The sequence below is a fragment of the Pseudomonas sp. W2Jun17 genome (assembly GCF_023127795.1).
In the GTDB taxonomy this organism is placed as follows: Bacteria; Pseudomonadota; Gammaproteobacteria; order Pseudomonadales; family Pseudomonadaceae; genus Aquipseudomonas; species Aquipseudomonas synxantha_A.
On the sequence record NZ_SPKO01000039.1, the window covers coordinates 107419 to 133998 of the forward strand.

10 protein-coding genes are annotated in these 26580 nt (G+C 65.8%); 3 read left to right on the forward strand and 7 right to left on the reverse strand.

Going from position 1 to position 26580, the window contains the following annotated elements; translation table 11 throughout:
• From E4O98_RS25980 to E4O98_RS26015, 6 genes are read right to left on the reverse strand one after another with little or no spacing between them, the layout of a single operon-like run.
• Positions 1 to 1029, reverse strand: coding sequence for a class I SAM-dependent methyltransferase (locus E4O98_RS25980; RefSeq protein WP_248136638.1), 1029 nt, complete (start codon positions 1027 to 1029; stop codon positions 1 to 3).
• Complete coding sequence (locus E4O98_RS25985; RefSeq protein ID WP_248136641.1) at positions 1026 to 2129, reverse strand: saccharopine dehydrogenase NADP-binding domain-containing protein; 1104 nt, start codon at positions 2127 to 2129, stop codon at positions 1026 to 1028. Before E4O98_RS25985 ends, E4O98_RS25980 begins: the two co-directional genes overlap by 4 nt.
• Complete coding sequence (locus E4O98_RS25990; protein WP_248136642.1) at positions 2123 to 3868, reverse strand: ABC transporter ATP-binding protein; 1746 nt, start codon at positions 3866 to 3868, stop codon at positions 2123 to 2125. Before E4O98_RS25990 ends, E4O98_RS25985 begins: the two co-directional genes overlap by 7 nt.
• Entirely contained in the window at positions 3865 to 5604 is a 1740-nt protein-coding gene (locus E4O98_RS25995; protein WP_032876516.1) for an ABC transporter ATP-binding protein, read from the reverse strand. The genes E4O98_RS25990 and E4O98_RS25995 overlap by 4 nt, the downstream gene beginning before the upstream one ends.
• Positions 5601 to 11054 carry a non-ribosomal peptide synthetase gene (locus tag E4O98_RS27680; protein WP_282445174.1) on the reverse strand — a complete coding sequence of 1818 codons (5454 nt, stop codon included), beginning with the start codon at positions 11052 to 11054 and terminating at the stop codon, positions 5601 to 5603. The genes E4O98_RS25995 and E4O98_RS27680 overlap by 4 nt, the downstream gene beginning before the upstream one ends.
• A gap of 38 nt (positions 11055 to 11092) precedes the next feature.
• Positions 11093 to 17503, reverse strand: coding sequence for a non-ribosomal peptide synthetase (locus E4O98_RS26015; protein ID WP_248136644.1), 6411 nt, complete (start codon positions 17501 to 17503; stop codon positions 11093 to 11095).
• Between the two features lie 300 nt (positions 17504 to 17803).
• Here E4O98_RS26015 and E4O98_RS26020 point away from each other — a divergent pair, with 300 nt between their 5' ends.
• Genes E4O98_RS26020 through E4O98_RS26030 form a run of 3 tightly spaced genes read left to right on the forward strand, consistent with a single transcriptional unit; the run spans position 17804 to position 23928 of the window.
• Positions 17804 to 18688: an ABC transporter ATP-binding protein gene (locus E4O98_RS26020; protein ID WP_032876507.1), complete on the forward strand. Its 885-nt coding sequence runs from the start codon at positions 17804 to 17806 to the stop codon at positions 18686 to 18688.
• The gene (locus tag E4O98_RS26025; protein ID WP_248136646.1) at positions 18685 to 21747 is read left to right on the forward strand and encodes a hypothetical protein; all 3063 of its coding nucleotides are present in this window, start codon (positions 18685 to 18687) and stop codon (positions 21745 to 21747) included. The genes E4O98_RS26020 and E4O98_RS26025 overlap by 4 nt, the downstream gene beginning before the upstream one ends.
• A gap of 33 nt (positions 21748 to 21780) precedes the next feature.
• The gene (locus tag E4O98_RS26030; RefSeq protein WP_248136648.1) at positions 21781 to 23928 is read left to right on the forward strand and encodes a TonB-dependent receptor; all 2148 of its coding nucleotides are present in this window, start codon (positions 21781 to 21783) and stop codon (positions 23926 to 23928) included.
• Positions 23929 to 24470: 542 nt separating this feature from the next.
• Here E4O98_RS26030 and E4O98_RS26035 read toward each other — a convergent pair.
• Entirely contained in the window at positions 24471 to 26519 is a 2049-nt protein-coding gene (locus E4O98_RS26035; protein WP_248136650.1) for a TonB-dependent receptor, read from the reverse strand.
• Positions 26520 to 26580 lie beyond the last annotated feature (61 nt).

Here is a 26580-nt window from a genome sequence, read left to right on the forward strand (position 1 = left end):
TCAAACTCCTCTGGCCTGGAACAAGCGCTGCCCCGCAGCAGCGAGCGGTTCGCCCGCGTCAGGCCATACCTCCAGCAACTCAAAACCTGCGACCTGCAAGGCCTGGCGCCACGCGTCGACGGCCATGAAGGCTTCATCGCCAGCACGCAGCGGCGCATCGGCCGGCGGCGACAGCAACAGGTGCATGAAGGTCAGCATCGCCGGGTTGTCGGCGATGGATTCACTGAACAGCAAGGCGCCGCCGTCGCGCAGGCTGGTGCGGATCTGGCCGAGGCAGTCGGGCAGGTCGCGGGCGTTGTGCAGCGCGTTGCCGGCAATCACCAGGTCTTGGCTGCGAGGCGCTATGCCCTGGTCGCTGAAGCGGCGATTGAGATCGAGCAGGCCGAACTGCATCCCCGGCTCAAGACGAAACTGACGCTGGGCCGCACTGGTGAACAGCGAGCTGATGTCGGTAAAGCGATAATCCTTCTCGCGTTCTTGCAGCGCCGTCAGCACCGTAGCGGTGGTGCAACCGGCGCCGCCGCCCAGCTCCAGCACCTGCAGCGGCCCGGCAGCGGCGCTGACTTGCCGCGCCCGGGTGCCCAAAGCGTGATTGATCGCCGCAGTGAAGTGGTTGTGCTGGTAGGTGCCCATCACCTTCACCGGGTCCCCGCCAAGCATCAGCAAGTGGGTGAGGGTGAACTGATCGCGCAGCAGGTCGGGCAGGCATTCGATCACTTGGGTATGCAGGCGCGCCATGCTGGCTGGAAAGCCCAATGCGGCATACAGGCGCGGCAGTTCACCCACTTGCGGGTCATCGGGGGGCACTTGCCAACCCAGGCGTTTACCTTCCTCGTGCAGCAGGCCGGCACGGGTCAACGCGGCCAGCCAGCGGCGTACCACCCAGGCATGACGGGCCGCCGTGCCCAGGGCCTGGTTGATGTGCTCGGCAGTGCGCCACGCCTGCAACGGCAACGCCTGGCTGTGCAGTAACACCTGGGCCATCACGCCCAGGCTCAAGTGTTCCAGCTCGTTCAGGGCGGTGTTCATAGGCAACCTTCTTGGGCGACATGCAGTTGATCGAGCGGGCCGTGCAACAGGTTCAAGCTTAGAATCGCCGAGGTGCACAGCAGGCGCTCCAGGCTGGCGGCGGGCGGCAAGGCCTGGGCCGCTTCATGGCAGCCGGCGCTGATCTCACCCTCCACCACGCTGATCACCGTGATCGCGGCCATGGCTGCGGTGAGCGCCGCATTGCCTGCGCCACTGAGCACCAGGCTGCGGGTCCGGACCTCGCTATCGTGCAGGCCCTCCAGTTGCAGCAGCAGGGTGACGAAGGGCGCCTGGCCGCTGAGATCCAGGCGGCTGGCTTCGCACAAGCGCTGCACCGCTTCTGCCCTTGGCAAGCCGTGAGCCTGGTCAAACGCCTTGAGCACGTAGCCGTCGGTGATCACGTTGAACCACTGGCCGACGTCCAGGTTCAGGTCCATGGCCAGACGTTCACCCTCAAGGTTCAGGTAGGGCAACAGGTGAACCGAGCCGGGAAAGCACGGCACCGACACCTCGCGCCGGCGCCGCAGTGCGCGGCTGCGACGCCCGTGTTGCCAGGCCGCCAACGGCTCGCTGCTGCCGTCCACCGCGCCTTGCAAAAAGTCGTCGGCAGCCACGGCGGTGAAGTGATCGCGCAAGCCGAAATAGCTGGTCAGGCTGCGCACCTGAGTGAACGCCTGCTCGGCCAGCCAGCGCGGCAGCAGGCCGGTGAGCCCCGGTTGCAGGCCTGCGCCCAATATCGCGCAGCGGCCACGCCATTGGGCGGGGTCGAGGTGCATATGACCGGCGGCGTCGACGTAATGCGCGTCGGCCTGCAACGCTGCCTGCGCGGCACGGTCCTGCACGCGCCACGAGGGGCCCGCGCAGTTGAGCAGCACAGCGCAACCACGGGCGAAGGTGGCCAAAGCCTGGGCATCGTTGAAGTCCACTGCGGCCCATTGCAAATGGGCTTGGGGCCACTGCTGCTGGAGAACCTGCACGCAGTGCGCGCCCTTGGCGGCATCGCGCCCGCCCAGGCGCAGATCGTTCACTCCCAGCGTCAACAACGCCTTGGCGCTGGCCAGCCCCACGTCGCCACTGGCGCCCAACACCCCGATCAGCATGGCTGCGCCTCGGCTTTCAAGCGCCAGCCGCCGGCGCGCTGGCGGTCATGCCAGAACCCGGCGTAGCGACCGTTTTGGGCAAGTAATTGTGCGTGCGTCCCCGATTCCACCAATCGGCCCTCATCCAGCACCAGTATCTGGTCGGCGGCCATGATGGTGGGCAGGCGATGGGCGATCACCAGCACTGTGGCGTTTTGCATCAAGGCGTGAATCGCCGTCTGCACGAAGGCTTCGTTGTGCGGGTCCAGGGCTGCCGTGGCTTCATCCAGTAGTACGATGGGCGCCCGCTTGAGCAGGGCCCGGGCCAGGGATACCCGTTGGCGTTCGCCGCCGGACAGCGCCGCGCCACCTTCGCCTACCGGGGTGTTCCAGCCCTGGGGCAGGCGCGCGACGATTTCATCCACACCGGCCAATCGCGCCGCTTCGGCCACTTGCTCGGCGCTGGCGTCCGGGTTGCCGACGCGAATGTTGGCCTCCAGGCTGTCGTCGAACAGGTAGACGTCCTGCATCACCAGAGACAACTGCGCCATCAGCGCTGCGTTGGACAGCTCGCGTACGTCTACACCGCCAACCCTGACGCTGCCCTCGCTGGCATCGAAAAAGCGCATCAACAAGCGGGTGACAGTGGTTTTGCCCGAGCCCGAAGCGCCGACAATCGCGGTCATCGAATGCGCCGGTGCGCTGAAGGTCAGGTTATGCAGCACCTTTGGTCCGCTGGGGTACCCGAAGCTGACCTTGTCGAAGGCCAGGGTGCCGGGTGCCGTCAGCGGTTGGCTCACCGCGGGTTCCGGCAGCGGCGGCTCGCGCAGGATGCCCACCAGTTGCTCCAGGTCGTTAGCGGCCATGCGTAACAGACCACTGCGCGCCGCCGCTTCGGCCAGCGGCCCGACAAAACGTGCCGCCAGCGCGAGCAAGGCGACCAACTGGATGGCGTCGATTTCGCCATGGGCGGCCAGGGCGATTCCCACGCCCACCAGCAACGCAAACGCCAGTTGCACGGTCAGGCCACCGGCCAGCAACTTGGGAAAGGTCTGCGACAGCATCGAGCCGCCCGCGTGTTTCTGCGCCAGGTTGGCGGCCTGCAACGGCGCGTAGCCGTCCTGGGTGCGACCAAAGGCGCGCAGCACTGGCTGGTAGCGGGCGAACTCGACCACGCGGTTACCGGCCAGAGTCGCGGCGGCTTCCACGCGCGCATCATTGCTGCCGATGGCGGCGGCCGACCAGTGATGGGTGAAGTAGATCAGCGGCGCGCACAATGCGGCGGTCAGGCCCAGGCGCCAGTCGAACACGAACAGGGTCAGCGCCACGGTAGCCGGCACTACCACGCCAGACACCACCGGCCCCAGGTAATGGGCAAACAAGCCGGTGACCATCAGCGTGCCGCTAGTGGCACTGCGCGACAGACGCCCGACCTTCTCGGAGTTGAACCAGCCCAGCGGCAGGCTGACCAGGTGCTGGCCAAGGCGGTCATGCAAGGTGGTCAACACCAGCAGCGCCAGGGCAAAGCCCTTCATGGCCTGCTGGTAATGGGCGATGCAGGTCAGCACCACCATCGCCGCCAGGCCAGCCAGCCAGAGGGACGCGCTGTGCAGGTCAGCGGCAAACAGCGCGTGCAGGATCGGCACCAGCAACGCCACGGCCAGCCCTTGCAACACGGCACTGGTCACCAGCCAGGCGAGGTAGCGGTACAGGCGTGCGGCGTGGGCCGGGCCCAATAAAGTCACGAGGCTGCGGATCACAAGGACATCTCCAGGTCGGGGGCGGTGGTTTCGGTGCCGGCGCGCCACAGGCGGGCATAGGTGCCGTTCGCTGCCAGCAATTGCTCGTGAGTACCGTTTTCCAGCACGCGGCCCTGGTCGAGCACCACGATCTGGTCGACGCCGCAGATACTCGCCAGACGGTGGGCAATCACCAGTACCGTGCGGCCGCGGGCCAGGGCAGAGAGGGCATCCTGGATCAGCGCTTCGGATTCGGGGTCGGCGTGGGAGGTGGCTTCATCGAGGATCAGCACCGGCGTATCGGCCAACAGCGTGCGAGCGATGGACAAGCGCTGGGCTTCACCGCCGGAAAAAATCGCGTCTTCGCCGATCACCGACTGATAGCCGCGGGGCAGGGCACGGATGCGTTGATGAATCTGCGCGGAGCGTGCCGCTGCCTCGACGTCGGCATCGCTGGCCTCGGGGCGGCCCAGGCGCAGATTGTCGGCGACGGTGCCGTGCACCAGTTGCGCGTCCTGCAACACAAAGCCCACGTGTTGATACAGCTGGCGCGGGTCAATCTCGCGCACATCCACACCACCCACGCAGACCCGCCCGGCGTTGACGTCGTGAAAGCGCGGCACCAACTTGGCCAGGGTCGATTTGCCCGCGCCGGAGGCACCCACCAGCGCAGTGACGCTGCCGGCCGGGCAGTATAGGTCGACGCCATTGAGGATCAGGTGCTCGGGGTCATAGCCGAACTGCACCTGTTCAAAGCGAATATCACTGCCCTGGGGCATCCTGCACACCTTGGGCGTGGGCAGTTCCTCAACCTCAAGCAGCGCCTCGATGCGGTCGGCGGCCGCGAGGGCAGTGCGCTGGGCGGTGAGGCTCTGGTTGATCACCAGCAACGACTGCGGAATCACCACGGCTACCAGGGTTTCGGCGAACAACTCCAGCGCTGTAATCCAGCCCTGGGCCAGCAACAGGCTGCCCACCCCCAGGCTCACCAACAGAATTACCGGCACGCTCAGGGCCATCGATGAAAACGCTTCCAGGCGCAGCAGCGGCCGCACCCAGCCAGCGTATTGCGTGCTGAACTGGTCGACCGCCTGCTGATAGCTGCGATGGGCCTGGCCCACCTGGCCGAACGCCTTGACCACGGCAATGCCGTGGACAAACTCGACAATCGCCGCGCTGACCCGGGTCATGCTCTTGTCGAGCAACTGCATCTTGGCGCCGAAGCCGCGCATCATCAGGCTGTAGGCCACCGCGTAGATCGGCAGGGTCAGCACCGCCAGCAGCGCCAGGCGCCAGTTCAATGTGGCCAACCAGATCAGCCCTGCCAGCGGGGTGACTATCGCCGCCGTCACTTCCACTGCGTGATGGGCAACCAGGTGGTGCAGGTCTTCCAGGTCGTCCTGCACCACTTTGCGCACCGCGCCGGAGGTGGTGTCGGTGTACCAGCCCAGCGGCACGCGCCCCAGCTTGCGCACCATGGCTTCGCGCAAGCTCGATTGCAGGCGGTGGTCGGCCAGGTGGGTCAGCCACAGCGCGACGCCGCTGGCCATCCAGCCAAGGCTCAGGGCGACCACTACCAGCGCCGCCCACAGCCACAACGTGTGGCTGTGGGCATTGCCGGCCAGCAGCAAGCGGCCCAGTTCGGTCAGGCCGATAAAGGGCACCAGGTTGACCAGTGCGCCGACGGCGGCGAATACCACACCGAGGCGGATCAGGCGGTTGACCGGGCGTTTGAGGGTATCGAGTGCGGTGCTCATGAGTTTTTCCGAAGGGCCTCAAGCAGGTGCGCGGTGACGGTGTGCACGTGGGGTGGCTCGATGACGCTGAAATGGTTGCCCGGCACGTCGATCAGGTTGAATTGCCCCAGGCACGCGTCCTCCCAGAACGGCGCCGCCAGATGGCCGACGCCGCCGGTGATCCCGAACGATTGCTGCTCCAGACAGCGCAGGTAGGTCATGTTGCCGAGGAACGGCGGCGGATCGAACCGTGCCGCCCGCATGCTGTGGCGGCATACGCGGAACAGCGTGGGCACCAGCTCCGGGCCGATGGGCACCCCGGCCTGGCCGGACGCCAGGCGCGCATACTCGGCCAGGCGTTCTTCCTGGCTGCGCGCCGACTGTTGCTGCACCGCCAATGCCAGCGCCTCCAGGCCCGGGTCGCCGCCCAAGGCAGCCATGGCCCCGGCGGGTACGCGGCGGTTGTCGCGGGCCATCAGCAGGTCGATGGCGCGGTACACGTCGTAGTCTTCGATATGCGCGCCGAACACGGTTTTCACCGGGTCCAGGTTGAGGTTGGGCACGAAGATCGCCTCATAGGCCAGCTCTTCGTCGGTGTCGATAAACATCGGGATACTGTCGATCAGGCTCAGGTCCACCACCTCCATGCCACGTTCCAGCAGGCGCCGGGCGACTTCGGTGGCGAGCAGGCCGCCCAGGCAGTAGCCGATCAACTGGAAGCGCTGATGGCCGTCGGCGATCAAGCGTTCGGTGTAGTCCTGGGCCACGCTTTCGATCAGGCGCTTGGGTTCCAGGGCCAGGTACTGCGCGGTGTCGGCCACCGCAAAACCGATCACCGGGCCGGCCTGCTGAGCGGCGAGTGAGCGGCCCAGGTGCTGGAAATAATCCAGGGTGCCGAGGGCCGCGTGGAACATCACCCGCACCGGGCCGACGTCGCCGCCGCCAAAGGGCACCACCAACGCGTTGCTGTTGGATGAACGCTGGGATTGGCCGGGATTAACCGCAGACGGTGCGCTTTCTCCATGGTTGAGCAGGCGCGCCAGTGCGCTGACAGTCGGCTCGTTGAGCATCTGCCGCAACAGGGTGTCGTAGCTCAGGCGTTGCGCCTGGGGCAGTTGTTCGCGCAACTGGCCGGCGACCCGGGCGAGGATCAGCGAGTCGGCGCCTTTTTCGTAGAAGCTGTCGTCGGCACCGATCTGCGCCAGGCCCAGGGCCTCGGCCCACACTTGGCAAAGCTGCGCGGTGAGTGGGTCACTGGGTACCTGCTCGCTGCTGGCGGCTTGGGTATCCACGGCGGGGCGCCAGTTGGCCAGAGTCTTGCGGTCGACCTTGCCGTTGGCGGTCAAGGGCAGGCGGTCGAGTACTTGTACGTGCGCCGGCAGCATGTAATCCGGCAGGCGTTGCGCGAGAGCGCGGCGCAGGCTGTCGACGCTCAGACGCTGGAACCCGGCCTTGAAGCGTGCGGCAAACACCTGCATACCCAGGGCCGTCAGCGGGTGGTCGGCGTGGGGCAGGGCCGGCAGGCTTTCGCCGCCGAATGCCTGGATACGCTCACGCCAGGTGTCGGCGCTGCACAAGCCGCTGCGGCCTTGGTCATGATCGCTGCCTGACGGCGTCATCATGAAGCCCTGGGTCAGTAGAATCTGCGGCCATTCGCCGGTTGGCTCGCTGAACACCAGCCAGCCACCCGGGCTGAGCAGTTCGGTGATCTGGCCGAGAGCGTTGTCGATGTCCTTGACGCTGTTGAGCATGCCCGCGCACAGCACGATATCCACGCTGTTGCTGGCCAGGCCCTGGGGGCGGATGGGCTGATCGATGTCCAGCACGCCATAACGCACCCAGGCGTGGTCGGCAAAGCGTTGCCTGGCCGCCGGCAGGAAAAACGCGGTCATGTCGGTGAACAGGTAATCCACTTCGAGCCCATCGAGCAGGCTGATCACCGGTGCACTGGTGGCTCCGGTGCCCGCGCCGATTTCGAGGATGCGCAGCGGGCCGTCGCCGTCGTGGTGGGTGGCAAGGCGGTTGATCAGCGCAGCGATGCTGTGGTTGTTGTAGCGCGACACGGCATCCCCGCCATACAGCTGCAATGCCAGGTCTTGCTCGCCTTGAGGGAACAACAAGTCGAACGGGTTGACCTCGCCGCGCAGCAGTTTCTGCAGTTGCCCGACGTGATTGAGCTGGTAGTCGAGCAGCGTCTGGCTGCACAGCCCGGACGCGACCGCCTGTTCCACCCGGCCCCAGGCCAGCGCCGGGTTTGGCGCGCTGTCGAGCAGGCGATAGCGGGACTGTTCACCGTGCAACAGGCCCGCGTCACACAAGGCCGCGAGCCAGCGCCGCACCAGCCAGTGATGGCGGGGCTGCGCTTGCAGGGCCTGCAGGATGGTCGGTGCATCCGGCTCGGCCCACGCGCCGCTGAATAGATTGGCCTTGAGCATCACGTCCAGCATCGAACTCAACGCTGCGCCACTGAGGTCCGCCTGATAGTCGCGTACCTGTTGGGGGTCAAAGCTGCCGACCTGGCTGTCGGCGTAGCGCTGCACCGCCGTCAGCAACGGCGCGCCGGGTAGCGGTTCGGGTTCGGCCCGCGCAGGCGTGACGAAGGCCAGCAGTTCGTCGCTGAACAGGCTGACCGCGCTGTCCACGCCCGGGGTGGAGAGCAGTGCGGCGTCGATTTCGCCCAGTTCCACCCGATGTCCACGGATCTTGACCTGGCCGTCGTTACGGCCGAGGAACTCCAGTTCACCCCCCGGCAGATAGCGGCCACGGTCACCGGTGCGGTACAGGCGCTGACCGTCGAGCGGGTGTGCAAAGAAGCGTGCCTCAGTCAACGCCGGGTCGCCCAGGTAACCCTGGGCCAGGCCGACGCCGGTGATGTACAGGTCACCCGGCACCCAGGTCGGCGCGTCGCGCCATTGGTTGTCCAGCACGCGAAAGCCCTGGTTGGCCAGCGGCAAGCCGTAGGGAATGCTGCGCCACGCGGGGTCAATTGCGCCGATGGGATGCAGGTTGGACCAGATCGAGGCTTCGGTGGCACCGCCCAGGGCCACCAGGGCCAGGCCTGGCAACAGCGCGCGCAGTTGCGGCGCCAGGTTCAGCGCGATCCAGTCACCCGACAACAACGCCAGGCGCAGGCTGTCGAGGGGGCGCGGCTCGGCTTGCAGGTAGTGGGCCAGCATCTGCAATTGCGCCGGTACCGAGTTCCACAGCGTCACCTGATGGCGCTGCACCAGCTCGGCCCAGTGCGACGGGTCGGCGCCGCGTGCCGGGTCGGGCAGCACCAGGGTGCCGCCCACCGCGAGGGGGCCGAACAGGTCATACACCGACAAATCGAAACTCAGTTGCGCCAGGCCCAACACGCGGTCGGCGGCGTTGACCGCAAAGCGCCGGTTGATGTCCTGCACGGTATTGAGCGCAGCGCGATGGCTGATCATCACGCCCTTGGGTTCACCGGTGGAGCCGGAGGTGTAGATCACATAAGCGAGATCGTCGGGGCTGCCGTGCGGTGCCGGGAAGTCCGAAGTGGTCGGCGCCAGTTGATCCACGGCATGCCAGTGCAGGCCCTCCGGCAGTGGCGTGTGGGGCAGGGCCTGGGACTGGCCGAGCACGTGGCGCACCTTGGCGCTGTGCAGCACGCGGTCGCGGCGGGCGGCCGGGGCATGGCTGTCCAGAGGCAGGTAGGCGGCGCCGGCCAGGAGCACGCCGTAGGCCGCCACCACTTGGTCACGGCCCTTGGGCATCAGGATCGCCACTGGTTCCTGGGCGCGGCAACCGGCGGCGCTGAGGGCAGCAGCGACTGCCAAGGCACGCTCCATCAGGGCGGCGTAGGTCAGGCTGCCGTGGGCATCGATCACTGCCAGGGCCTGCGGCTGTTCCCAGGCCATGCTCAGCAGGCTGTCATGCAGGCGGCCGGTGGGCAGCGGCGCGGCGGTGGCATTGGCGGCCAGGCGCTCACGTTGTTGCCAGGCCGGCAACGGCACTTGCATGGGGTGGTCCCAGGCGGCCGGGTCGAGGGCCAGTAACTGTAACTCGGCGACGAATGCCTGCTGCATGTCTTCGATCAGGCCGTCGGGGAACACGCCTTGGCGCACATCCCAGTGGATGTGCAAACCCTGCGCGTCGTCCATCACCTGGCAGTCGAGGGTCACCTGCGGAGTTTGGGTGATGCCTTGGCCGACCTGTCGCTGGCTGGCGTGAGGTGGTTCGATCGCCAGGCCGATAGCACTGGTGAACACCACCGGCATGGACGCCGCTTCACGCCCGCGCCGGCGACCGATTTCGCGCATCACCTGGATGCCGGAAAACAGCCGGTGCTCCAGGTCGGCAAACAGTTGATTGCCCAGTTGGCGTGCCTGGCTGGTGAAATCCTGGCCCTGGGGATCATTGACCTGCAACAGGCTGACCGAGGTGAAATCCCCAACCAGTTGACCCACTTGCGGATGCAGCGGCAAGCGGTTGAGCAGTGTCAGATTGAGGCTGAAGGTGGGTTGCTGGCTCCAGCGTTGCAAGGTGCCCACGTAGGCGCTGAGCACCACGATGGACGGGGTGAGGCCGAGGGCGCCGGCGGCGCTTTTCAAGGCTGCCCATGGTTGCGCGTCGAGTTGCGCGCAGTGGCGCTGGAAGCGTGGCACGCTGGTGTCTTCGCCGCTCAGGGGCGCCGGCAGTTGCGGGGCGGGGGGCAGTTCATCGATACGCGCCATCCAGTAGTCACGGTCGCGTTGGTGGCGGCTGCCTTCGAGCAGGCCCCGTTCGGCCAGCAGGTAGTCGCGAAAGGTGATGTCCAGGCTGGGCAAGCTGGCCTGGGGGTCGTGCAGTAGCTGTTCCAGTTCATTGAACAGCAGTTGCGCGCTGGCCCAGTCGGCGATCAATGAGTCCATGGAGAAGTGCAGGGTGTCGCCGCTGTCACTGCGGCTCAGGCGCAATTCGAACAGCGGCCAGATATCGGTAGGGTAGAGCTTCTGCTCCATGGCCTCACGTATCTGCTGCACGGCGTGCTGGTGCTGTTCACGAGTGGCGCCGCGCAGGTCGGCGACGTCCACCGGGTAATGGGCGACTTCGGCCAGCACGCGCTGGGAGCCTTCGCTGGCGATCACCGCGCGCAGCATGTCGTGCCGGGCAATCAGGCGGTTCCAGGCGTGTTCGACCTGCTGCGGGTCGAGGCTCGGCCAGCTCAGTTCGAGGTAACCGTGGCAGGCCACGTTGCCGTAGCCGAATGATGACTGGCGGCCGAGCAGGTAGGCGTTCTGCACATCGGTGAGCGGGAACGGCGCGTGGCGCTGTGCCGGGTCGGCCATTACCTGGGGCCGCTCCTGGGTTTGCAGCAGGTGCAGGATCTGCTGCTTGTGCTCGCGCAGTTGCGCCAGGCGCTCGGCGTCGAGCAGGCCCTGGGGCGCGCGGAATTTGAGTTGACCATCCTGGGGCCAGAGTTCGACGCCCAGGGACTTGAGTTCGCTTAACAGTTTGGCGGCGGGCATGGGGGCAGCTCCTGGGATAAGGGCAGGTTGCGCGGGCATCAGATGACGCCCTCTTCAACGGTGTGCGGGGTGGGTTGGCGCTCTACCGCGTGGGCCACTTCCATCAGGCTGGCGGCGCCGAACAACTGGCCCATGGGCAATTCCAGGCCAACACGGCTGCGCAGCATTTCGAGAAACCGCGTGGCCAGCAGGCTGTCGCCGCCCAGGCGGAAAAAATTGTCGTGGCGCGACACGCTGGGCACGTTGAGCAACTGCTGCCACAGCTCGGCGACCAGTTGTTCTGCGGCGCTCAGCGGGGCTTCATCCATGGCGCAGTGGGACCGGGCAGCTGCCGCCAATGGCGCAAGCAAGGCACGGCGATCCACCTTGCCATTGCTGCTCAGGGGCAAGTGTTCCAGCACCAGGATCTGTTCCGGGCGCATATAGGCGGGCAGGCATTGCACCAGGTGCTTGGCCAGCACCTGGGCGCAGGTGCTGGCGGTGACAGCAGCCAGCAGGCGCTGATCCTCGACCAGCACCACGGCACGGTTCACGCAGGGATGACGGGCCAGCGCGGCTTCGATTTCCCCCAGCTCGATACGATGGCCGTGAATCTTCACCTGGGTGTCGGCACGCCCGAGAAACTCCAGCAACCCACCCGGGTGGTAGCGGCCCAGGTCGCCGGTGCGGTACCAACCCTCGACAAAGCGCTCGGCATTCAATTGCGGCGCATGGCGATAGCCGCGTGCGACGCCGGCGCCGCCAATCCACAACTCGCCCGTGACCCAGTCCGGGCAGTCGCGGCCAAGGGCGTCGACCACGCGGTAAGCCTGGTTCGCCAGCGGCACGCCGTAGGGGATCGAGCGCCAGCCCGGCAACAGTTGCCGTACCTCGTAATGGTTGGACCAGATCGCCGCTTCGGTGGCGCCGCCCAAGGCAATAAAGCGGCAATCCTGGGCTTGTTGGCGCAGGCGTTGCGGCAGGTCGAGGCCGATCCAGTCGCCCGACAGCAGGGCCACCTTCAGCGCCAGGGGTTGGCGCTCAAGGGCGTTGGCTTCCAGCAGCATGTCGAGCAGCGCCGGTACGCTGTTCCACAGGCTCACGCGGTGGTGTCGCAGGGCCTTGAGCCAGGCGCGGGCGTCGCGGCGCTGGTCTTCGTCGATCAACACCAGGGCCGCGCCCACCGAGAGCAGGCCGAACACGTCATACACCGACAGGTCGAAGTCCAGCGCCGACAGCGCCAGACTGCGGTCCGACGCGTCGATGCCGTAGCAGCGGTTGATCTCGGCCACGGTGTTCATGGCGGCGCGGTGGGTGATTTCCACGCCCTTGGGCTGGCCGGTGGAGCCGGAGGTGTAAATCACGTAGGCCAGTTGGTTGGCGCACACGGCCAGCGGTGCCGATAGCGGTTCGGCGCTTTGCGCCTGGGACGGCTTCAGATGCTTGACGCCTGGCAGCTGTGGGTCGTGCTCGGCGAGGATCAGGCTGACGCCGGCCTGTTGCAGAATGCGTTGGCAACGCTGCAACGGCTGGTCGACACCCACTGGCAGGTAGGCGGCGCCGGCGGCCAGCACGGCCAATACACTCGCGATCTGTTGCGGGCCCTTGGCCAGGGAGACCGCCACCAGGTCACCGGCTGTCACCCCTGCGTCCATCAGGCTACGGGCGATGCGCAACGCCCGTTCGGCCAGTTCGCCGTAGCTCAGGCTGTCATGCTCACCCCACAACAGCGCAGGGCGATGCGGGGCGTGGTGCGCATGCTGGAAAAAGCCCTGATGCAAGGTCGGATCACCCGGCACGCCGGGGCCGGGAGCATTCAGGCGGGCGCGCAGTTGCGCCTGGGCCAGGGGCAGCAAGTCTGGCGGCGCGTCGTCCCAGGCGTGTTCGGCCAGCCAGTGGAGGCTGCGCAGGTAGGCGTCGAACATGGCTTCGACCAGCCCTTCGGGGAACAGGCCGACCACGCGGTCCCAGTTCAGGGCGATGCCGCCGTCGGCTTCCACCACCTGATGATCGAGCCATACCTGTGGGGTTTGGGTCAGGCCGAATACCTGCCGGGCGAACGGCCCGTCTACCGGTGCGGCGGTGCCATCCGGCACCCCCAGGGCACTGGTGAAGACCACCGGCATGTTGACCTGCTGTTCGCCGCGTTGCCGCGCCAGTTGACGCAGCAAGCTCACCGAACCGATGCAGCGGTGTTCCAGCGCATCGCCGAGTTGCTGCTGGGTGCGCCGTGCGCGGTCGATCCAGCGTTCGCCGACCTTGGGCGCATAGCCGAGCAGGGTCAGGGAGGTGAAATCGCCCATGACCTGATCGATCTGCGGATGCACCGGCCGGCGGTCAAACAGGGTCAGGTTGAGACTCAGGTCGGGGCGCGCACTCCAGCGCCCGAGGGTTTCGGCAAACGCGCAGAGCAGTACCGCCGAAGCAGTCAGGCCGTATTGCTGGGCCTTGGCCAGGATCGCTTGCCAGGCATCGGCCTTGACCTGCCCTTGCAGGCGCTCGAAGCGCGGTTGGCCCACGTTGGCGGGGTCGGTTGCCAGGGGCAGTTGCGGGTGCGGCGGCAACGTGGGCAGGCGTTCCTGCCAGAACTGTTGCGCGGCGTGCAATTCGTCAGGTTCCACATGGGATTGCACTTGATAGTCGCGAAATGAAAGCTGCAGCGGTGCCAGGGCCAGCGTCGGCTCGCGGTACAACGCGTCGAGTTCGGCATAGAAACGCAGGATGCTCAGGGCATCAAGAATCAGGTTGTCCAGGCTGATCGCCAGCCGCGTGTGCCGGCCCTGGGTCACCGCCTGCACATCGAACAGCGGCCATTGGGCGGGATCGAACACGCGGTGGGCACAGTGTTCGCGCAGGTCTTCAAGGCAGGCGTAGCGCTGGCCGATCACGAAGGTGGGCACCTGGGGGAGGATGCGTGCCTGGCCTGTGTGGTCGAACACCGTGCGCAGCGTTTCGTGGCGTTCGATCAGGCGTGCCAATGCGTGTTGCAGGCGTGGCAGGTCGAGGTCTTCGACGTCGTATTCGCGGTAGAAGTGGCAGCTCACGCCGCCCAATACCAGGCTGGGGTCGCGGCCCAGCCAGTAGGCTTGCTGCACCTCGGTCATGGGGAAGGGCGCGTGACGTTGGTCGAGGTCCGGTACCACGGTGCGTTGTGTTTCGGCCTGGGCCTGTTGATGCAGGCCTGTGCAGAACTGCGCCAGCACCGGCTTGGCAAACACCTGGGCGATCCGTGCGCCCCCCAGCCCTTGTTCGGCCAGCAGGCGCACCAGGCGCGTGGCGCTCAGGGAGTCACCACCGAGGGCAAAGAAGTTGTGCTCACGGCAGACCTCGCCACAGCCGAGCAATTGCTGCCAGGCGCGGGCCACCTGTTGTTCGATGGCTCCGCAGGGCGGCGACAGCTGGGCAGGGACGGCGCTGCCGTGGTCGGCCAGCCAGCCGTTGAGTGCGTTGCGATCCACCTTGCCATTGCTTGTCAGGGGCCACTGCGCGCAGCCGAGGATCAGGCTGGGAATCATATAGGCCGGCAGGCGCTCGGCCAGGTCCGGCAGCTCCAGCACTGTGGGCTGCTCCGGGCCATTTGCAAGGCGCACCACCGCTGCCAGGTGCTGGCCGACCAGCAGCGCCACCGCCTGTTCGACGCCGGGGCACGCCAGCAGCGCCTGTTCTACTTCACCGGCTTCGATGCGGTAGCCATGCAATTTGAGTTGGAAGTCTGTGCGCCCCAGAAACTCGACCGTGCCGTCGGGGTGGTAGCGCGCACTGTCGCCGGTGCGGTACCAACGCAGGCCCTGGTACTGCACAAATCGTTCGGCGCTGCGTACCGGGTCGCCACGGTAACCCTCGGCCACCCCGGCGCCGCCGATCCACAGTTCACCGGCCACCCAATCCGGGCAGTCATGGCCATGCCGGTCGACGATGCGCAGGCTGACGTTATCCAGCGGCTTGCCGTAGGGCAGGCAATGCCAGTGCAGTGCCTGGCCGGGGGCGGCTTCGAACAGCGTCGAGTGAATCGCCGCTTCCGTTGCGCCGCCCAGGGCCATGAAGCGGCAACCGGGCGCCTGGGCCCACAGACGTGGCGCCAACTGCGGCGCGACCTTGTCACCACCGAGCAATACAGCGCGCAGGGGCAGTGGGGCGTCGGCGCAACCCAGCAACATGTCGAGCAGCGCCGGCACGCAATTGAGCACAGTGGCGCGGTGCTGCACGGCCAGTTCACGCCAGCGTGGGGCGTCGCGTTGCGCTTGGGGCTCGATCAGGATCACCGCAGCGCCGTTGGCCAGCGCGGCAAACAGGTCAAACACCGACAGGTCGAATTCCAGCGCGGAGAGCGCCAGGATTCGGTCTTCGCCATTGAGCTGCAAACGCCGTTGCAGGTCTTCCAGGGTGTTGGCTGCGGCCAGGTGGCTGACCTCCACGCCCTTGGGCTCACCGGTGGAACCGGAGGTATAAAGAACATAGGCCAGGTCGCTGATCGCACCGGGGCGCGGCGCCTGCAACGCGGTGTCGGTGTGCGGCAAGCGAGTGAGCAACAAGCGTGCGCCGGACGACTGGCAGATCTTGCGGCAACGCGCCTCGGGCTGGTCGGCGCCGATGGGCAGGTAGGTGGCGCTGCACGCCAGGATGCCCAGCACGGCGATCACCTGCTCGGGGCCTTTGGGCAGTTGCAACGCCACGATGTCACCGCGCTGCACGCCCTGGCCTTCGAGGTAGGCCGCTACGGCGAGGGCTCGCTCGGCCAGCTCGCCGTAGCTGATGATGTGGTTGCCGTGCAGCAGTGCGGGCAGGGCGGGCGTCAACTGCGCCAGGGTGAAAAAACCTTCGTGCAGGCGTGTCACCGGTAATGCTGTGCGCTGGCCTTGGGTGGCGCGGCGTACGTCAAGCTGGCTGGCGGGAAGCAGCGCCGGCACCGTCTGATCCCAGGCCGCAGCGTCATGGCACAGGCGCTGCAACAGGCCGGTATAGGCATCGAACAGGCCATCGAGCACGCCCTCGGCGAACAACCCTTCGCGGGCGTCGAGGTTGACCAGAATGCCGCCGTCCAGCTCGGTGACCTGGGCGTCCAGCCACACCTGCGGGCCCTGGGAAATGATCCAGGCCGGCTGGCCGAAACTCTCCTGCACGCCCTCGGCGAACAGTTCCCCCAGGCCCAGCGCGCTGGTGTACACCACCGGCGCCAGCACTTGCTCGCCGCGATGGCGGGACAGTTCACGCAACACCTCAAGGCCGGAAAACGCACTGTGTGCGGCATCGCCATGAAAGCGTCGTTGCAGCGCCGTGGCTCGGGCGGCGAAGGTGCCGGTCATGCGGCCGTCCCAGGCCAGCAGGATCGAGGAGGTGAAGTCACCGACCAGGCGCTCGACATCGGTATGCAAAGGCACACGGTTGAACAGCGGCAGGTTGAGCAGCAGCTCAGGCGTCTCGCACCAGGCGCCAAGGGCTTCGCAAAACACCGCGGCCAGGGCCATGGCCGGGGTCAGGGCGTGCTCGCGGGCGTGGCGTTCGAACGCCTGGCGTTGGGACGCCGACAACCAGTGGTGACGGCGGCGCACCTGGCGCTCATCGCCTTGGCTCTTGATGGGCAAGCGTGGGGCGCCGGGCAAGGCGTCCAGGCGCTGCAACCAGTAGTCGCGGGCGTGTCGATGGCGCTCGCGGTGCTCGGGGCTGGCGTGCTCCAGGCGCAGGTCGGCCAGGTAACGGGGGAAGCTGTAATCCAGCGCGGGCAGCGGCTGTAGGCGGTACAACTGCACCAGGTCGCCGAGCAGGGTACGCAGGCTCAAGGCGTCGGCGGCGAGCATGTCGAGGTTCAGGTGCAGGCGCGTGCCCTGGGGCAACAGTGATAACTGGATGTCCAGCACCTGGCCGTGTTCCACGGCCAACTGGCGATGGGAAAGTTCGGCGCGCAAGACGTGCAGATGGTGTTGCCGCTGTTCGGCATCGGCCTGGCGCAGGTCATGCACTTTGAGTCCCGGCCATGGACTGCGGGGCAGGATCTGCTGGCGGCCATCGTCGAGGAATTGCGCCCGCAACATGGGGTGGCGGGCCAACAAGGCGTGCACGGCGGCTTCCAGGCGGGCCGGGTCGACGTCGTGACCGTCGAATTCGTTATAGAAGTGTGCAGCCACACCACCCAGTGCCTGGCCAGGGGCACGGCCGATCCAGTACGCATGTTGCATGGGGGCCAGTTCGAAGGGCTGGCCATCGTCGGCGCTGTGATTGACGGGCGCGGCAGGAGCCGGCGCGGTGTCGAGCAGGGCCAGCCAGGCGCACAGGCGCGGGTCGGCCACCAGCTCGGCGAAACGTGCGGCCAGACCCTGACGCCGCCATTGGCCTGCCAGGCGGATCAGGGTGACCGAATCCAGGCCCCATTCGATCAGGTTGGCCTCCAGAGGGATCTGCTCGGCAGGCTGTCCCAGGGCTTCGGACAGGGAACGGCGCAGCAGGGTTAGGGTTGAGGTGCTGGGAGTGGCCATGGCTCAACGTCTTCTCATCGCTAGGGCCCGGACCGGCGTTGGCCCAGGCGCTGAGGGGCAGGTAATTGCGTGGAAGGAGATGCTAGTCATTCTCATTGTCTCGACTACCCGGATCGAATCGTTTTTGCCCCGTATCCGTTTCCCTTGCGCGGTTTCGGGCGTGTGAGGGGTGGGGCATAACGCCGATCAGCGTGCGGGATACGGTTGGAAAATGACTTGAATCGGGTAGAGCCGCGCCGCCGCCCTTGACTACCGTCGCTCGCCGCCCTTTTGCAGGGCTTGTCCTTGAGGGAGTTGTGGATGTCAGTCGATTCGGGTTTGCAGGTGCGCGGTTTGTGCAAGCGCTACAACAATGGCGTTGAGGCGCTGCGCGGCGTTGACCTGAATGTGGGGCCGGGTATGTACGGTTTGCTCGGCCCCAATGGCGCGGGCAAAAGCAGCCTGATGCGCACCCTGGCGACCTTGCAGCAGCCGGACGCCGGCAGCATCCACCTGGATGGTGTGGACGTGTTGGCCGATGCCGAGCATTTGCGTCGTCGCCTGGGTTACTTGCCACAGCAGCTGGGGGCGTATCCGGGAGTGAGTGCACGGGATTTGCTTGATCGGTTTGCCTGGCTCAAGGGGCGTACCGACACTCGCCAGCGCCGCGAGGAAGTCGAGGGCTTGCTGGCCAAGGTCAACCTGCAGGAAGCCGCGCACCGGGCGTTGGCCACGTATTCGGGCGGCATGTTGCGTCGCTTCGGCATTGCCATGGCCCTGATCGGCTCGCCGCGCTTGCTGATCGTCGATGAGCCGACCGCCGGGCTCGACCCGGCCGAGCGCAACCGTTTTCACCGGGTGTTGGCGGATGTGGCGGCCGAGTCCATCGTGTTGCTTTCGACCCATATCGTTGAAGACGTCGAGAACCTGTGCAGCCGCCTGGCGGTGCTGGCCGCTGGGCAGATTATTGTCGAAGGGCGCCCGGCGGATTTGCTCGAGGCTGAGCAGGGCCGTTTATGGGAGGCGTCGTTCGGCCGTGGTGAGCCGCTGCCCGACGCCTTGCATGTGGCGGCGAGCCCCGACGGCAGCCGCGTGATCGTGCACGGCGAACGTCCGGCTGATCCGCGCTTCAGGCCCCACGCGCCGCGCCTGGAAGACATCTATTACCTGGCGCTGGCCCAGGCCGGCGAGGCAGTCGCGGCATGAATACCTTTGCTCTCTTGACGCGCGAGGCCTGGGTGCAAGTGCGCGCCGGACTGCGCAGCGGCATTCCACTCCTGGTGTTCCTGGGCCTCACCGGCTATTTGCTGATGTCCCTGACCAATGCCGACTACGTGCAGAAAATGGGCGCCAGCGACATCGCACGCAATGCGCCGAGCCTCATCTACCTGATGTCGTGCGGTTGCATGTTTTTCCTGTTTTTCGCGTGGGCCTGGGTGTTCGCCCAACCGGCGCTGCGCGACCGCAAGGCGCAATTGGAAGAGGTGCTGCTGGCCTTGCCGCTGTCGCTGCCGGCGCTGCTGTGGGGGCGCTTTATCGGTGCGGCGCTGGTGGGTGGCTTGCTCGCCAGTTCGCTGATCGTGGGCTTTCTGGTCAGCCCGGTACTGGGCTGGCTCGGCTGGGTGCCGGCCGCGAGTATCGGTGCACCGATGTGGTCGGCGCTGGGGTTTGCCTGGGTTGCGTTGCTGTTGCCGGTCAGCACCGGGGTTGGAGCCTTGTATTACCTGCTGGCCTTGCGCAGCCGTGGCCTGGCGGCACCGTTTGGGTTGGCGACGGTGTTGATGCTGCTGTGGATGTTTGCCGTGGTGGTGCTCAAGGGGGGGCATATAAACCCGCTGTTGGCTGCCAGCCTGGACCCGTCGCTGTTCACCTTTGCCCAGGCCCAGGTCGAGACCTGGAGCGCCGCGCAGAAATCCCAATCGCTGTTGGCCTTGACCCCGGGGTTCTGGCTTAACCGGCTGTTGTGGTGCGTTGTGCCGCTGCTGTTATTGGCCGCTGTATTGGCGCGCACCACGCGCCAGGGCTTGATGGGCAAACGCAGCGGGGCAGTGCTGGCGGAGCCGCCGATGTTACTGACAGGCGCAGTGACCTTGCCTGGCCCGCTGACCCATAGCCAATGGTCGCGCGCCCTGGGGCATGAGGCACGTTGGCAGGTACGCCAGCTGTTTGCCCGGCGCCTCTGGTGGGTGGCGCTCGGCTTGCTGTTGGTGATGGCCGTGCTCAGTGGCTTTGTCCACGGCGTGTGGCATGCGCGAGGGCCGATGGTGCCCCGGGCGGACCTGACCCTGCCGTTGTTGTCGAGTGCGTTGTTCCTGGTGATCGCCTTTATCGTTGCGGCGCTGGTTGGGCTGGTGTGCCGGCGCGATGACGTCGAAGGGTTTGGCGCTATGTTGCAGGCAACTGCGGCCCCGGCGTGGTTGCGATTGCTGGGGCGGGTGGCTTGTGTGCTGCTGGCGACCCTGACGCTTGCGCTGGTGCCGGGCCTGGCCAGCTTGCTGATCAGTGCGATTGCCGCGCCCGACAGCCTGGCGCCGGGCTTTGTGCTGGTGTATCAGGCGTTGGTGTTCGCGCCTCCATTGGTGGAGCTGGCGATGCTCACAGTGCTGGTGCATGCGCTGATCCGCCGATCCGGGCTGGCGTATGCCGCCTCGATGCTGCTGACGTTTTTCCTGGTACTCAACCATGAGTTGGGCCTGGTCACCTATCCGGCCTATGCCATGGCGATTCCTGCGCATGTGAGCGTGTCGCTGCTGACCGGCTGGGCGCCGTGGCTGGCGTTTCTGACGACCTTGGCCGGTTGGAAATTGGCCGGTTGCCTGGTCATGCTCGCGATCGCGGCACTGGCCTTGCCCCGTGGGCCGGAGCGTCGTCGATTGAGCGACGTGCGCCGCGGTTTGCTCGGTTTGCCCGGTGTGTTGCTGGCTCTGGGTGCTGTCGGCTTGCTTGGCAGCGGCGTGTTGTTGCAGCGGCATTTGGTGGAGCAGGGTGATTACCAGTCTGTCGCCGAGCAACGCGCCGAACGCGCCGACTGGGAACGGCGCTGGCTGCCCGGGGCGAGTGCCTGGCAGGTGGCGGGCGGGCAGTTGCAGGTGCAGGTCGATTCGGCCGCCCGGCAGGTGGTGGGCCAGTGGACGTTGGATGGGGTGCTCACTACCGGCCTCGATGCCGAGTTGCCACCGGGTATGCAGGTGACCGCGGCCAGCGTGATGGGGCGCCCCGTTGTGTTTGAACACGCCACCGAGCACCTGCGGGTGCCGTTGGAGGGGTGCGCAGCGAGCGGTTGTCAGGTGGTGTTGAACTGGACGGTGAGTGCTGACGGCTGGCCTGCCGAGGGTGAAGCATTCTGGCTTGGGCCTCAGGGTGCGTGGCTGCAAGCGCACCGTGTGGTGCCACGCTTGGGCCTGGACAGCGAGCGGTTGTTGCGTGCACCGGCCCAGCGCAGCGAAGCCGGGTTGCCGACAGAGGTGCCCCGGTTGCCGACGGGCGCTGCGGTGGCGGTGGATGCCGTTGCACCGGCCGGGCACTGGCAATGGCAGCTTGAGGTCGATGGCCAGGCCATTACCGGCAGCAGTGAGGGGCCGCTGGACTTTGCCTATGCCACGTCGGCTCAGAAGGATATCAGCCGCGAGCACACCGCCCGTGAAGTGCAGGAGGACCTGGACGCGATGAGCGCCTGTGTGGCGCGGCGCCTGGGCAGCCGTCCCAGCGTCGAACAACTGAGTCAGTGGCCTGTCGGCATGGGTGCCAGCCGTCTGAGTCATGGCCATTTACTGCTTGGCCAGTCACCCAATTGGGACGTGGCGCCGACAGGCGTTGGGCGCTGGACGCGCCGTGCCCATATCGCCGAACTGCTTGCCCGCCAATCGCTGGTCGAGGCGAGCAACCTGCGCCAAACCCCCGGCTACCTGTGGCTCAGCCAGGGTGTGGCAGGTGCGCTGGGCCTGCTGTGTGTGGAGGACATCGACGGTGCTGATGCCCGTGCAGCGCTGGTCAAGCTGATGGCCGACGACCTGACCCGTGCCCTGGGCAATGACGGTGAGCCCGTCGGCACCCTGGCCGATGCCCGCGAACAGGAGTGGGCCGCCAGTTATGCCGCACTGGTCAGCCTTGACTGGGTCGCCGGGCAAACTCCCGAACAGCTCACGGCGCTGACCGCCGATGTCCGTAACGGCCAGGGATGGCCAACCGCGATCCAGGGCCTGCTGGGCGCGCCCTCCGATCCTGTGATTGCCGCCGCGCTCAAGCGCTGGGGGCCTGTGCAATGAAGTTGAATCATCCCTGTCTTTTGGAGCTTTGCCATGTCATCTGAACTGTCTATCCAGCCGTTGCGTCGTCCTTTCGGTTGGCGCGCTAACGTATTGACCCAAGCCATGGCGCTGACCTTGTCCAGCCAGATGTGCACGGCCTATGCCGCTGACTATCAACCCGCCGCCAGTAGCGAGACCATCGAGCTGGCGCCAGTAACGGTCAGTGCGCGGTTGAACCAGGAAAGTGCCAAGGACATTCCGTTCGGCCTCTCGGTGCTTGACGGGCAAACCCTGGAGACGCGTCGCCTGCGCACCCTGGAGGATGCCTTGCGCACCACGCCGGGGGTGGATGTGAACTCCTGGGGCGGCGCCAACGATGCCAACGTACGCATCCGCGGGGTCGGCTCGCTGAACCAAATGAGCATGGATGACGGCTCGGTGGTGCTGAACGTGGACGGCGTGCCGATGTCGGTGCGCAACGCGGCAATGGCCACCCTCGACGTGCAGCAAGTGGAAGTGCTCAAGGGGCCGCAAGGCACGTTGTTCGGACGTAACAGCGAGGCCGGCGCGATTAACGTCACCACCCGCAAACCTACCCGTGAGCTGGAAGGCTATGTGCGCGGCGAGGTGGGCAACCAGGGCCAGTTCATAACGGAGGGCGCAGTGGGCGGGCCGCTGACCGAGTCCCTGGCCGGGCGACTTGCCGTGCGGCGCAGCGGCTTTGATAACTGGGTCGATGACCAGCAGGATGGCGACCCCCTGACCAAGCCCCGCGACCTGGCATTGCGCGGCAGCCTGTTGTGGGACAACGATGAAGGGACCACCGGCCTGCTGACCGTCGAACGCCAGCGCGCCGATCATTATGCCGGCTCGGAGATCCTGCGCCCGTTCGGCAATCGCCCGAGCCTCGATTACACCCCGGGTACGTTCAATGGCAACAAAAAGACCAACGAGCGTTATTCCTTCGAGCTCAACCATGACCTGGCCCAGGCCCGGATCACCTCGATCAGCGCCTACACCAGCACCGACTTCAATGCGGTCAAGGGTTATGACCGCAACATCACCCAGGCGCTGTATGGTCAACCGTTTGAATACCTGATCGAAGACTCGGCCCACGAGCGGGTCTGGAGCCAGGACCTGCGCCTGGGTTCGCTGGCGGATGCCGAGGTGTTCTGGGTGACCGGGGTGAACCTGTCGCGCTCCGAGCGCAGCTTTGACTCCAACAACTTCACCAACGGCGCGAAGCAGTTGCGCGACTTCACCACCAACAGTTATGCCGCCTACGGCGAGGTGACCTTCCCGATTGCCGAAGACTGGAAACTCACCACCGGCCTGCGCCATACCTGGGACCGCAAGACCTACGGCGCCGACTACAGCGGTGGCGGCAAGCTGGTCAGCGACAGCCGACGCTTGCAGGACGACTACAACACCGGGCGCGTGGCCCTGAACTACGCGTGGACGCCGCAGACCAATGTGTATGCGGTGTTGTCGCGGGGCTATAAGTCGGCCGGGTTTAACGACTACGCCACCTCGATCAAGGACAGCGAGCCCTACAAGGCGGCCAAGGTGAACTCCGCCGAAGTCGGCTTCAAGCATGAAAGCCAAGGCGGTGCGTTGAACCTGGAAGGCGCCTTGTTTATCACTCGTGTGCAGGATGACCACCTGCTGGGGTATGACTTCAAGAGCATGGCCGTCAGCGCCGTGAATGCCGACACCCGCAGCAAAGGCGCCGAGTTGTCGAGTACCTGGCATGTCACCGATGAACTGACCCTGGGCAGCGCCATCAGCTACACCAACGCGGTGGTCACCTCCGATGCGCCAGGTGTTTCCGGTGGTGATGTGGCCAAGGGCAGCCGCGTGCCGGATGTGCCGTTGTGGAGTGGAAACTTCAGTGTGGCCTGGAAGAAGCCTTTGGGTGAACTGCTGGGCTTTCCCGCGCCGCGCTTGAACACCTTGCTCAACTACCGCGTACAGAAAAACCGCCCGGCTGATCCGCAGAACCACTATGACCTCAAGGGTTACGCCAAGTTGGACTTGCACCTTGGGCTGGAGAGTGGGGGGTCGGAGGTTTATCTGTGGGGCGATAATTTGCTGGATGCGCGGTATGACCTGTATGGCGCGTACTCCACCGACACGGTGCTGACCGGGATGCCGGGGCGCGGGCGTTCGGCGGGGGTGGGGTATAGCTATCAGTTCTGAGGCAGCCACTGGGTGCAATGTGGGAGGGGCTTGCTCCCGCTGGCGACCTGACAGTTGACCAGCATGTTGGATCAGACCGAGTACATATCCGTTATTTAGGTAACGGCCACTATTGGTTCCGCTTTTACAGCGGGTCACTTTCGAAAAGCGCGAAAGTAACCAAAGCGCTCTTGCCCCACCACTCTGCACCTCGCTTAGGCTCGGTGTGCCCGTAATCCGCCATGGATTTGGGGGGCCGCCGCCACGCGCCATCCATGGCGCGGGGCGGCTAAACCGGCATCCCTGCCGGTTTACCCCCCAAATCCATGTCGGATTCCGGCCAGCGTGGTTTAACGGGGCGCCTGAGATCAAAAGCAGATCAAGATCAAGATCAAGATCGGCTCGCTGCGCATCGTGGTTACCGTCGGCTGCTACACAGCTGTGTAGATACCCATGCCCCGATGGGGGAGTGTCAGTCAGGACATTTGTGACTGATCCACCGCCATCGGGAGCAAGCCCCCTCCCACATTTGAACTCAGGACAGCCGGCCGAATCGCGTCGGTTCAGAATTGATAGGTATAGCCCACGCCCACCGTCCTCCGACGCGACGGCCCACCATAGGCCACCGGGTCACTGTAGAAACCATAGGTGTCATACGTCTGGTTCAACAGATTGTCGGCAAACGCATACACCTCGCCAAACTTGCTCTCCAGGCCCGCCCGCAGGTCGAGTTTCTCGTAGTTGTCCAGGTTGAAGTGGTTCTGCGGGTCAGCCGCGCGTTCACCAACCAGGTGGTAGTTGAGGCTGGTGTTGAGGCTGGTCTGGCCAAGGCTGGCGAAGTTGCCCAGGGGGTGTTTCCAGCTGGCGTTGACGTTGCCGCTCCAGCGGGGCACATCCGGGGTGCGGTTGCCGGCGGCGACGTCACCGGCCTGGATGCCTTGCACGCCGCTGGTGATCTTGGCATCGAGGTAGGTCGCGCTGGCGGCCAGGGTCAGGCCGTAGTCGAAGCGCCAGCTACCTTCCAGTTCGGCGCCGCGGGTGCGGGTGTCGGCGTTGAAGGCGTTGGTGGCGAAGGTCGCCGCGTCGTAGCCAAGCAAGTGATCATCGTGCACGCGGGTGTAGAACAGCGCGCCGTTGAGGCTGCCGCGACGGTCGTCGGTCTCGCTCTTGAACCCCAGTTCGGCGGCCCTGCTGACGGCGGCCTTGTAGGGTTCGCTGTCGCTGACCTGGGAGGCATAATCATTGAACCCGCCGGATTTATACCCTCTTGCCAATTGCACGTAGACGTTGGTCTGTGGGGTGATCGCATAACTCAGGGCGACGCGGCCGGTGCCATAGTGGTCGGTGAGTGCGCGCGAGTCGTCCACGGCGCTCGAACCTGCGAAGTATTGGCCGTCGTAGGTCTTGCGGTCCCAGGAATGGCGGTAGCCGGTAGTGAGTTTCAGGCGTTCGGTGAGCGGGACAGTCACTTCGCCGTAGCCTGCGTAGGTGGTGGTAGTGAAGTCGCGGAACTTGGCGCCGGAGGTGCCGTAGGTGTTGCGTGGGGTGTCGTAGCTGCGTTCATTGCGGCTGGCGGCGACGCCGGCGACCCAGAACACGTCGGAATCGGGCAATGAGCCCAGGTGTATATCCTGGCTCCAGCTGCGCTCGAAGGATTTGTCCACCACCCAGAACTCACCGGGCGTGCCATAGAGGGCGCCCATCAGCTTGCTGTCGTAGGCGATCAAGCCGGTGAAGTCGGCAGTGCCAGTGGCGGTGGTGGAGGTCAGCCGACTGTTGGCGAAGTCGTGGTCGACCTTGATCGTGTAGCGCTCGGTGGTCTTTTCGTTGTCGTCGAACAGGCCAGGCGTCAGGTCCAGGCTCGGGTGGCTGCCGTAGGGGCGCAGTACCAGGGAATTGGTGGCGCGTTCGGTCTGCTGGCGTTCGGCGCTGAACAGCACGTGGGTGTCATCGTTGAGGTCCCACAACAAGCTGGCGCGATAGGCTTCGTTGCGCGGTTTGGTAATGGGGTTATGGGTCTGGTCGTTGTCGATCCAGCTGTCGTAGCCGGCACGTCGCACCGCCAGGCGGCCGCTGAGGCTGTCACTGAGCGGTCCGCCAATGGCGCCTTCGGTGAGGAACTGGCCTTTCTGGCCGACTTCACCACGCACATAACCTTCGAGTTCCCGGCTGGGTTGGCGGGTGGTGATATTCACGGCACCGGCCTGGCCGATTGCGCCGGACAGTGTGCCCTGCGGCCCCTTGAGCACTTCGATGCGGTCGACGTCGAGGGTGCCGAACCCCAGGCTGCGCGACGACACAGGTACGCCGTCGATATTGAATGCGACCGAACTGTCGTCCATGGACATCTGGTAAAGCGAACCGACACCGCGGATCAACACGTTGAAGTCGTTGGGCCCGCCGGAAGAATTGACGCTGACCCCTGAGGTATTGCGCAGTGCGCTTTCCAGGGTATCGAGGCGTTGGGTACGCAGTTGTTCGCCATCGACCACACTGACGCTGATCGGTACTTCCTTGGAATCTTCCTGGGCCAAGCGCGCCGTTACCGTGGAGGCGGGCAGTTGCAGAGGTTCGCTGAGGGTGGCGGCGAAGGCGGTAGGGGTCAGTGTCAAAGCAATCGCTATTGTTATACTATTACGTTTGTAGCAAGATTGACGGGTAGCCGCCGTGTTG